This is a genomic window from Streptomyces kronopolitis (genome assembly GCF_014646275.1).
GTDB classification, from domain to species: Bacteria; Actinomycetota; Actinomycetes; order Streptomycetales; family Streptomycetaceae; genus Streptomyces; species Streptomyces kronopolitis.
The window spans coordinates 1-9,501 of sequence record NZ_BMND01000072.1 but is presented as its reverse complement, the minus strand read 5'-3'; the positions used below and the strand labels follow the sequence as shown (position 1 = coordinate 9,501).

General features: G+C 75.0%; 10 protein-coding genes and 1 pseudogene. 5 read left to right on the top strand and 6 right to left on the bottom strand.

All coding sequences use genetic code 11. The features are described 5' to 3' along the window. Positions 1-10: 10 nt before the first annotated feature. The 3 genes from IEY78_RS33260 to IEY78_RS33250 form a co-directional block, all read right to left on the bottom strand. The gene (locus IEY78_RS33260) at positions 11-1,456 is read right to left on the bottom strand and encodes an HD-GYP domain-containing protein (RefSeq protein WP_189104727.1); all 1,446 of its coding nucleotides are present in this window, start codon (positions 1,454-1,456) and stop codon (positions 11-13) included. 187 nt (positions 1,457-1,643) lie between these two features. After that, a complete protein-coding gene (rsrA, locus tag IEY78_RS33255) occupies positions 1,644-2,042 on the bottom strand; it encodes a mycothiol system anti-sigma-R factor (protein ID WP_189104726.1) in 399 nt (132 codons plus the stop codon). Then, entirely contained in the window at positions 2,039-2,734 is a 696-nt protein-coding gene (locus tag IEY78_RS33250) for a sigma-70 family RNA polymerase sigma factor (protein ID WP_189104725.1), read from the bottom strand. The genes rsrA and IEY78_RS33250 overlap by 4 nt, the downstream gene beginning before the upstream one ends. Positions 2,735-3,099: 365 nt before the next feature. On the opposite strand from IEY78_RS33250, the gene IEY78_RS33245 reads away from it, so the two are divergent. Continuing rightward, the gene (locus tag IEY78_RS33245; protein WP_189104724.1) at positions 3,100-3,690 is read left to right on the top strand and encodes a helix-turn-helix domain-containing protein; all 591 of its coding nucleotides are present in this window, start codon (positions 3,100-3,102) and stop codon (positions 3,688-3,690) included. Positions 3,691-3,711: 21 nt separating this feature from the next. On the opposite strand, the gene IEY78_RS33240 is transcribed toward IEY78_RS33245, so the two are convergent. Both IEY78_RS33240 and IEY78_RS33235 read right to left on the bottom strand, forming a co-directional pair. Further along, entirely contained in the window at positions 3,712-4,359 is a 648-nt protein-coding gene (locus IEY78_RS33240; RefSeq protein WP_189104722.1) for an alpha/beta hydrolase family protein, read from the bottom strand. A 136-nt stretch (positions 4,360-4,495) separates the two neighbouring features. Next, positions 4,496-5,329 (bottom strand): SOS response-associated peptidase, encoded by an 834-nt coding sequence (locus IEY78_RS33235; RefSeq protein ID WP_189104720.1) that lies wholly within the window; start codon positions 5,327-5,329, stop codon positions 4,496-4,498. 35 nt (positions 5,330-5,364) lie between these two features. On the opposite strand from IEY78_RS33235, the gene IEY78_RS33230 reads away from it, so the two are divergent. From IEY78_RS33230 to IEY78_RS33215, 4 genes are all read left to right on the top strand, one after another. Then, positions 5,365-6,078: a M50 family metallopeptidase gene (locus IEY78_RS33230; RefSeq protein WP_189104718.1), complete on the top strand. Its 714-nt coding sequence runs from the start codon at positions 5,365-5,367 to the stop codon at positions 6,076-6,078. Between the two features lie 155 nt (positions 6,079-6,233). Further along, positions 6,234-7,598, top strand: coding sequence for a 3-phosphoshikimate 1-carboxyvinyltransferase (gene aroA, locus IEY78_RS33225; RefSeq protein ID WP_189104716.1), 1,365 nt, complete (start codon positions 6,234-6,236; stop codon positions 7,596-7,598). Positions 7,599-7,610: 12 nt separating this feature from the next. After that, positions 7,611-8,618, top strand: coding sequence for a ribosome small subunit-dependent GTPase A (gene rsgA, locus IEY78_RS33220; protein WP_189104714.1), 1,008 nt, complete (start codon positions 7,611-7,613; stop codon positions 8,616-8,618). 151 nt (positions 8,619-8,769) lie between these two features. After that, on the top strand, positions 8,770-9,093 hold the full coding sequence (locus IEY78_RS33215) for a DMT family transporter (protein WP_189104712.1): 324 nt from the start codon (positions 8,770-8,772) through the stop codon (positions 9,091-9,093). A 48-nt stretch (positions 9,094-9,141) separates the two neighbouring features. Here IEY78_RS33215 and IEY78_RS33210 read toward each other — a convergent pair. Further along, positions 9,142-9,501: pseudogene (locus tag IEY78_RS33210) on the bottom strand (TetR/AcrR family transcriptional regulator); the annotation flags it as partial.

Sequence of the window (9,501 nt, the reverse complement as noted above, 5' to 3'; positions counted from 1 at the left end):
CGGGCGCCGCTCACCGGGCGCCGTCCCGTCCGGCCCCTTCGGGCCGCGGCCCGGGCGGCACCGTCGCGCGCCGACCACCGCTCCCCGGCTCCCCGCCGTGCCGCGGCACGCCGTCGCCGTCCCGCGGGGCGCCGGGCTCCGCCTCGGCCGCCGTCACCAGCTCCGGGTGCCAGCCGTGCCGCTCCAGGGAGGCCACCAGCGCCCGGACCATCCGCGGGTCGAACTGCGCCCCGGCGCACTTGCGCAGCTCCTCGACGGCCGCCGGCACCGGCCGGGCCCGCCGGTAGGAACGGGTCGAGGTCATCGCGTCGAAGGCGTCGGCGACCGCCACCACCCGCGCGTACTCCGGGATGTGATGCCCCCTCAGCCCGTACGGGTAGCCGCGGCCGTCCAGCCGCTCGTGGTGGTGCAGGATGGCCGACCGCGCCTCCCCCAGGAAGCCGATGCCGCGCACGATCTCGTGCCCGTACTCGGGGTGCAGCTCGATGATCCGGCGCTCCTGCGGCGTCAGCGGGCCCTCCTTGCGCAACAGCCGGGTGGGGACGCCGAGTTTGCCGACGTCGTGCAGGATCCCGGCGAACCGCAGCACCTCCACGCGGTCCTCCGCCATGCCCAGCTCCCGCGCGATCATCACCGAGGCGCGCCCGACCCGTTCGCTGTGGCCGCGGGTGTAGCGGTCCTTGATGTCGACGGCCTGCACGAGGGCCCGCAGGGTGGCCTGGTGGGCGGCGCGTTCGCGGTGGCACCGGGCGAAGACCCAGCAGGACAGGCACATCGGCAGCAGCACCAGCAGCGCCGCCGGCGGCCCGTACGAGCTGCGCCACAGCACCGCCATCATCAACCCGGCCAGCCCGTGCACCAGATGCGGCCCCAGGGAGCGGGTCAGCAGCCCGCGCCAGGCGGTGCGCACGGGGTGCCGCTCGGCGGCGACCAGCACCCCGCCGTCGAGCGCCGCCAGCACCGCGCAGAAGGCCGCCGCGGCGGCCGCGGCGGGCAGCAGCAGGAGGGGGAACTGCGGTGCGGACAGCGGAGGGTGGCCGCCGGTGAGCCGGAAGACCTCGGCGGCCGCCCAGCACGCCGGCGCGAGTGCGGCGGCGTGCCAGATCCTGCGGGCGCCGGCCCGGCGGGCCTCGACCGGGCCGGTGAGCGCCCCGGGGACGGCGGTCAGCGCGGCCAGCGGCGGCGGCAGCAGGCAGACCCCGGCGAGCAGGACGGGGCTGGCCCAGCCGGCGGGGAAGCTCGCGGACCCCGTGGCGGGTCCCGCGGCGGTGGGCGCCCGGCCGCCCACCGTCGGGCAGCGGCGCACCTGTTCGCACAGCGCGTACAGCAGGGCCAGGGCCAGGGTGCTGCTCCAGGGGGCGTCGGCGCCCAGGCGTATCGCGGGGGCGGCGCACAGCGCCGCGGCCAGTGCGACGGCGCCGATATAGCCTCGCGCGGCCGCCGGAAGTCCCCGCATCGCGCCCTCCTCCCAACCCACCGGTGGCGCCCGCGCTCCGAAGGAGCCGGGACGGTCCCCGCGCGCCGTCTCAGCGGTGCGCTCGGGTCGGTGAGAATAGACGGGCTGGAGGGGCCCGGAAGGGGCATCGGGAAATCGAGCGGGACGAATCGCCCCGCCCCTCACCCCTTAGGGTGACGTGCCGCGGTTATTCGCTCCGCGCGGCCTCGGTCCGTGCATCGGCCGGACCGGCCTCGGCGGAACCGGCGCCGCCGGCCCCGGCGTCCGCCTGCTCGCGCTGCGCCTGTTCCCGCTTGGCCTGTTCGAGCACGCTCACCTCGGGCACGGTCTCCCCGGCCCGGATGAGGTCGATCCGGCCCATGACCTTGGACCGCAGGTCGCTGGGGACGTCGTCATGGCCGCAGCAGCGCTTGACGAGCTTCTTGACGGCCTGCTCCAGGCCGTACTTCTCCAGGCACGGCGAGCACTCGTCGAGGTGCACCTGGAAATCCGCGCACTCCCCCTCCGGCATCTCCCGGTCGAGATACTCGTAGAGGTGGTCGAGGACCTCGGAGCAGTCCTTCTCGTGCGGCTCTCCGCAGCTCATGATCCCGAGCCTTTCCGGTCGTGCGACTCCGACGTCCGCGCGGCCTGCGGGTCCGCAGCCCCCGCCCCGGCCGGGACCAGCCCGCGCTCACGGGCGTAATCCTCCAGCATGCCGCGCAGTTGGCGGCGGCCGCGGTGCAGTCGGGACATCACCGTGCCGATGGGTGTCCCCATGATGTCCGCGATCTCCTTGTAGGCAAACCCCTCGACATCCGCGAGGTAGACCGCGATCCGGAACTCCTCGGGGATGGCCTGGAGGGCGGCCTTCACATCGGAGTCGGGGAGGTGGTCCAGCGCCTGCGACTCGGCCGAGCGCAGCCCCGTCGACATGTGCGACTCGGCGCGCGCCAGCTGCCAGTCCTCGATCTCCTCGGCGGCGCTGCGCTGCGGCTCGCGCTGCTTCTTGCGGTAGGAGTTGATGAAGGTGTTGGTCAGGATGCGGTACAGCCAGGCCTTGAGATTGGTGCCCTCGCGGAACTGGTGGAAGGACGCGTACGCCTTGGCGTACGTCTCCTGCACCAGGTCTTCGGCGTCGGCCGGGTTGCGCGTCATCCGCAGCGCGGCGGAGTACATCTGGTCCAGGAAGGTCAGCGCGTCCCGCTCGAAGCGCGCGTTGCGCTCGGCGGTGCTCTCCTGAGCCCGCTCATCGGCCGTGCCGTCGGTCCCTGCGTCGGTACCGGTGACCGGACCCACCTCCTCCAACAGCGTCGTGGCCCCGGATGCGGACCCACCCGATTCGGAGAATAGACGACGATCCGGTGCCGCCGCCGCTCGGGCAAGGGCGGGCTGCGTCACCTGCATCTGCGACCACGACAGATCGGCGGCCGGGCGGGCGGGGCAAGCGATTCCCATGCGGCGGACTCCCATTCCTCATGCTTGGCCGGACGTACTCGGGCTACGACAGGCACAACAGCCCTGCCCGCCGCGGCATTCCCGGCCCGCGGGCAGCGCTTTCCGGCCGCGTTCCCGCCGCGTTCCCGGGCCCGACGCGTACCCAGCCGCCCCCTGCCCGCTCCCCAGGGCTTGACAAAACCGCTTGCCGCTTCGGCAATGGAGAGGTGACCGATGACGCGTACACGCACGTGCTCGCCGCGGTGGGCCCCCGGCTGCGGCGGCTGCGCCAGGAGCGCGGGGTGACCCTGACCGCGCTGTCCAAGGCGACCGGCATCTCGGTGAGCACCCTGTCGCGGCTGGAGTCCGGCGGCCGCAAGGCCACCCTCGAACTGCTGCTGCCCCTGGCCCAGGCCCATCAGGTGCCGCTGGACGAGCTGGTGGGGGCGCCGGAGGTGGGCGATCCGCGGGTGCGCGCCGCACCGGTGCGGCGGGCGCACCTGACCGCGGTGCCGCTGACCCGCCAGCCGGGCGGACTCCAGGCGTTCAAGCTGGTCATCGACCCGGTCGCGGGCCCGCCCGAGCAGCGCACGCACGAGGGGTACGAGTGGTTGTACGTGCTGTCCGGGCGGCTGCGGCTGCTGCTGGCCGACCGGGAGGTGGAGCTGCGGGCCGGGGAGGCCGCGGAGTTCGACACCCGGCTGCCGCACTGGTTCGGGCCCGCCGGCGACGCGTCCGTGGAGCTGCTGAGCCTGTTCGGCAGCCAGGGCGAGCGGATGCACATCCGGGCCCGTCCGCGCGGGCGGGGCGACGACTGACCCGCCGGGCGCCGCCGGGCGTCAGCCGAACATGCCGTCCAGCCAGGAGACCACCGCGTCCGTGAGCCGGCCCATCGACTCCGCCTCGCCGACGCCCGCCCGCTTCGGGACCGCGAACCCGTGGTCCCCGTGGGCGATCTCGGTCAGCTCGGTGCCCGGCGGGAACTCCTCGGGCCGTCCGAACGGGTCCCGGCCGCCCTGGACGACCAGCGTCGGCACCCCGGCACCGGTCAGCTCGTCTGCCCGCGACTTCTCCGGCCGGCCCGGAGGGTGCAGCGGGAAGCTCAGCGCCAGGACTGCCTGCGCGCCCAGGTCCCGCGCCGTACGGCAGGCCACCCGGGCACCGGCACTGCGGCCGCCGGCGACCACCGGCAGCCCCGGCTTCTCCAGCGCCGGCCACAGCGCGGTCCACCCGGTGTCGAGGGTCTTCGGCGCGGGCGCCACCTTCCGGCCCGCCACCCGCCACGGCTGCTCGACCAGCGCCACGGTGTAGCCGCGGGCCGGCAGCGCGGCCGCCAGGGCCCGCAGGTCGCGTGCCTCGATGCCGCCGCCGGCCCCGTGGCCGAGCGCCACCACGGCCCGGGCCGGCTCCGCCTCGCGGTGCCAGGTGATCCGGGCGTCGCCCGCCGGCGTCCCGACCGTCTCGGTCTCCCTCTCCGCTGTGCTCATCCCGGAACCTCGCCTCACTGGACCGTGCCGTCACCCGGCGCGCACCGTCCGCCCGGGGTCCCGGGCGCCGCGCCGCTCACCGCCCATCCTGCCCGCGCCACCGCCCGGACGGCACCGCAGCACGCCCGCCGGCGGCTCAGAACAGCGTGCCGACCTCCGGGCCGTCCAGCTCGGTGACCAGCTCGGGCCCGTTGTTGCGGACGTTGCTGACCTCGGTCGGCACCGGATAGGCGCGCATCATCCCGGCCGGCGGCGGTGCCAGCAGCGCCCGCAGCTCGTCGGGGTCGGTCCGGGCCGGGTCCAGCCAGGCGTCCCAGCGGTCCGGGGGCAGCACCAGCGGCATCCGGGGGTGGATGTCGGCCAGCGCCTGCGGCCCCTCGCCGCCGCCCGCCCCGGCCAGCGGGGTGGTCTCGGCCTCGGTGGTGACGACCGTGCAGGTCACCCACCAGGCCAGCGGGTGGTCGCCGGGCAGGGTCGCGTCCCGCCAGAACTCGTACAGACCGGCCAGCGCCATCACCGAGCCGTCCGCCGGGGTCACGAAGTACGGCTGCTTGCGGGGCCGCTTCTTCTTGCCCTGCTCCTCCAGCTGCCGCTCCGCGGGGTCGGTGACCCACTCGAAGTAGCCGTCCCCGGGGAGCAGGCAGCGGCGGGCCGCGAAGGCCTGCCGGAAGGACGGCTTCTCGTGCACCGTCTCGGCCCGGGCATTGATCATCTTCGCGGCGGCCGCGGGTGATTTCGACCACGACGGCACCAGGCCCCACTTCAGCGCCCGCAGCTGGCGCACCGGGGCGCCCGGAGGGAACGCCTCGGCGGCCGTGCCCTTGAGGGGGCGCTCCAGCACCGCGTGCACCGGGTCCGTCGGCGCCACGTTCCAGCTGGGCGCCAGGGTCTCCGTCGGCTCCCACTGCTGGACGCCGAATATTCCCACCAGGTCCTCGGGGCGACGGCTCGCCGCATACCTACCGCACATGCATGCCACACTGCCATGCCACACGAAGGGGAGACATGGACACCGACCACCTCACCGACATATGGAGCCGGGTCTTCGGGACCCAGCCCGCCCCCTCCCTCTGGCTCGTGATCATCACGGCGGTGCTGGCGCTGGGCGCGGTCGTCCCGCACACCGCCTGGCGGCTGGCGCGCAACGCCGTCACCATCGCGCACGAGGGCGGGCACGGGCTGATCGCGCTGCTGACCGGCCGCCGCCTCGACGGCATCCGGCTGCACTCGGACACCTCGGGTCTGACCGTCTCGCGGGGCAAGCCCACCGGCCTGGGCATGGTGCTCACCGCCGCGGCCGGCTACCTCGCCCCCTCCCTGCTGGGCCTGGCCGGCGCCGCGCTGCTGGCCGCCGGGCACATCACGGCGCTGCTGTGGGGCGCCACCCTGCTGCTGCTGGCGATGCTGGTCATGATCCGCAACGCCTACGGCGTGCTCACCGTCGTCCTGGCCGGTGCCGCGTTCGTGCTGGTCTCCTGGCTGACGACGCCCCAGGTGCAGGCGGCGTTCGCGTACGTGGTCGTGTGGTTCCTGCTGCTCGGCGGGGTGCGGCCGCCGTTCGAGCTGATGGGCAAGCGGCGCCGGGGCGGCGCGCCGGACTCCGACCCCGACCAGCTGGCACGCCTGACGCACGTCCCGGCCGCCGTCTGGCTCGGCCTCTTCCACGTGGTGACGCTGTGCTCCCTGATCGGGGGCGGGCGCTGGCTGCTGGGCCTGTGACCCCGGCGGCGGGTGTCCGGCCCGGCGCCGCGCCGGGCGATCCGGCGGCCCCCGTCCCACCCTGTGGACGGCCGCCTTACCAGTGCCGTGTTTCGCAGGGGTTGCGCCGCTTTTGATCAAGATCGGCACCCCTGCCCAGCCATTAAAGTAAAGGCATGACCGAGAGCCCCGCACACCCCGCCCTGTGGCCCGCCCCCCTCGCAACCGGTGCCGTCGACGCCACCGTCACCGTCCCCGGCTCCAAATCGGTCACCAACCGCGGCCTGGTGCTGGCCGCCCTCTCCTCCGAGCCCGGCTGGCTGCGCCGCCCGCTGCGCTCCCGGGACACCCTGCTGATGGCCGAGGCACTGCGCACCCTCGGCGTCGGCATCGAGGAGACCGCGTCCTCCAGCTCCGCCGGCGCCGCGGGCGGGCCCGGCGGCGGTGAGGCCTGGCGGGTCATCCCCGCGGGGCTGCACGGCCCGGCAACCGTCGACGTCGGCAACGCCGGCACGGTCATGCGCTTCCTGCCCCCGGTCGCCGCCCTCGCCGACGGCCCGATCCGCTTCGACGGCGACCCCCGCTCCTACGAGCGCCCGCTCGGCGGCGTGATCGAGGCGCTGCGCACCCTGGGCGCCCGGATCGACGACGACAACCGCGGCGCGCTGCCGATGACGGTCTTCGGCAGCGGCGGCCTGGACGGCGGCCCGGTCGAGATCGACGCGTCCTCCTCCTCCCAGTTCGTCAGCGCCCTGCTGCTGTCCGCGCCGCGCTTCAACCAGGGCGTCGAGGTCCGGCACGTGGGCGCGGCGCTGCCCTCCATGCCGCACATCCGGATGACCGTGGACATGCTGCGCAGCGTCGGCGCGCAGGTGGACACCCCGGAGGCGGGCGGCGAGCCGAACGTCTGGCGGGTCACCCCCGGCGCCCTGCTCGGCCGCGATCTGGTCGTCGAACCGGATCTGTCCAACGCCCAGCCGTTCCTGGCCGCGGCGCTGGTCACCGGCGGCCGGGTGACCGTCCCGGACTGGCCCGCGCACACCACCCAGCCCGGCGACGCGCTGCGCGAGATCTTCACCACCATGGGCGGCTCCTGCGAACTGACCGACCGGGGGCTGACCTTCACCGGCGGCGGCCGGATCCACGGCATCGACGTCGACCTGAGCGAGGTCGGCGAGCTGACCCCGGGCATCGCCGCGGTCGCCGCGCTGGCCGACTCCCCCTCCACGCTGCGCGGGGTGGCCCATCTGCGGCTGCACGAGACCGACCGGCTGGCCGCGCTCACCAAGGAGCTGAACGAACTCGGCGGCGATGTCACCGAGACCGCGGACGGCCTGCACATCCGGCCCCGCCCCCTGCACGGCGGGATCTTCCACACCTACGAGGACCACCGGCTGGCCACCGCCGCGGCGGTCATCGGCCTGGCCGTCGAGGGCGTGGAGGTGGAGAACGTCGCCACCACCGCCAAGACCCTGCCGGACTTCCCCGCGATGTGGACGGACATGCTCGATCCGGCGGACGTCCCCGCCCGGAGAGTCTGAGGTCCGGCCGCCATGCGCCGCTACGGCAAGAACCCCGACGAGGACGACATCCGCGTCCGGCCCAACCCCAAAGGCAACCGCCCCCGTACCAACATCCGCCCCAAGCACGCCGACGCCGGCGAGGGCCTGGTCCTCACCGTCGACCGCGGCCGGCTGACCTGCCTCATCGACGGCCGCACGGTCACCGCGATGAAGGCCCGCGAACTGGGCCGCAAGAGCGCGGTGGTCGGCGACCGGGTCGCCGTCGTCGGCGATCTGACCGGCGCCAAGGACACCCTCGCCCGGATCGTCCGGGTCGAGCCGCGCACCTCGACGCTGCGCCGTACGGCCGACGACGACGACCCGTTCGAGCGGGTCGTGGTCGCCAACGCCGACCAGCTCGCCATCGTCACCGCGCTCGCCGACCCCGAGCCGCGCCCCCGCCTCATCGACCGCTGCCTGGTCGCCGCCTACGACGCGGGCCTGGACCCGCTGCTGGTGCTGACCAAGTCCGATCTGGCGTCCGCCGACAGCCTGCTGGAGTCCTACGGCGCCCTCGGTGTCCCCTACATCGTCACCAACCGCGACGAACTCGCCGACGGCAGCGCCGCCGACCGGATCCGGGCCGGTCTGGCGGGCCGGATGACGGCGTTCGTCGGGCACTCCGGCGTGGGCAAGACCACCCTGGTCAACGCCCTGGTCCCGGAGCACCGCCGGGCGACGGGCCATGTCAACGCGGTCACCGGCCGCGGCCGGCACACCACCACCTCCGCGCTGGCGCTGGCGCTGCCCGGCGACTCGGGCTGGGTCATCGACACCCCGGGCGTGCGGTCCTTCGGGCTGCACCACGTCGACCCGTCCCGGGTCATCCACGCCTTCCCGGACCTGGAGCCGGGCACCGCCGGCTGCCCGCGCGCCTGCAGCCACGACGAGCCGGACTGTGCGCTGGACGAGTGGGTCACCGACGGCCACGCCGACCCGGCTCGCCTGTACTCCCTGCGGCGCCTGCTGGCCACCCGGGAGCGACGCGAGGGCGACTGACCGCCGACGTTTGCCGCCGGCCGCGCACGGTAAAGGCATAATCACACCGAGGCCGGCACGGGGGCCGTTCCGGCCGCTCGCCCGGACGGGACCCGAACGAGTGATTCCGACGCCCCGGCGCCGCCCACCCAACTGACGGAGGCATGCGGACATGGCGTGGCTGCTGGTCGTGGTGGCGGGGATCCTGGAGACCGGCTTCGCCGTGTGCCTCAAGCTGTCGCACGGCTTCACCCGCCTCTTCCCCACCATCGCCTTCGCGGCCTTCGCCCTCGGCAGCTTCGGTCTGCTGACGCTGGCGCTGCGCAAGCTCGACGTCGGCCCGGCGTACGCGGTGTGGACCGGGATCGGCGCGGCCGGCACGGCGATCTACGGCATGGTCTTCCTCGGCGACCTGGTCTCGACCCTCAAGCTCGTCTCCATCAGCCTGGTCATCATCGGCGTGATCGGGCTGCAGCTGTCGGGCTCGGCACACTGAGCCGTCGCCCCGCCGGCCGGGCCCGCCCACCCCTTCCCTGACGCCTCGTCACCCCCCGTCGGCCGGCCGCCCGTCCGCCGTCATCCGGAGGAAGGCACTGCGTACGAGGTGGGACACCGCCTCGGTGTCCGGCTCCCGGCGCGGCCGCCGCCGCGGTACGCGCTCCGGTGCGGCCGCCGCCCCCGCGGCCGGCGGGGCGAGCACCCAGGACAGGGTCAGCCGCGCCGCGGTCTCGCAGGCGCTGCCCAATGCGGGCAGCTCCTCCTCGGGCCAGCCGGGCCGCAGGGCCGCGACCGCCTGGTCGCAGAAGCGGCCGACGAACTCGGCGGGCCCCGGAAGCGGCCCCTCGCCGGGCGTCGCGGCGCTCGGCGCGGGCACACCGGGCCGGGGCGCCCCACCCGCCGCGGG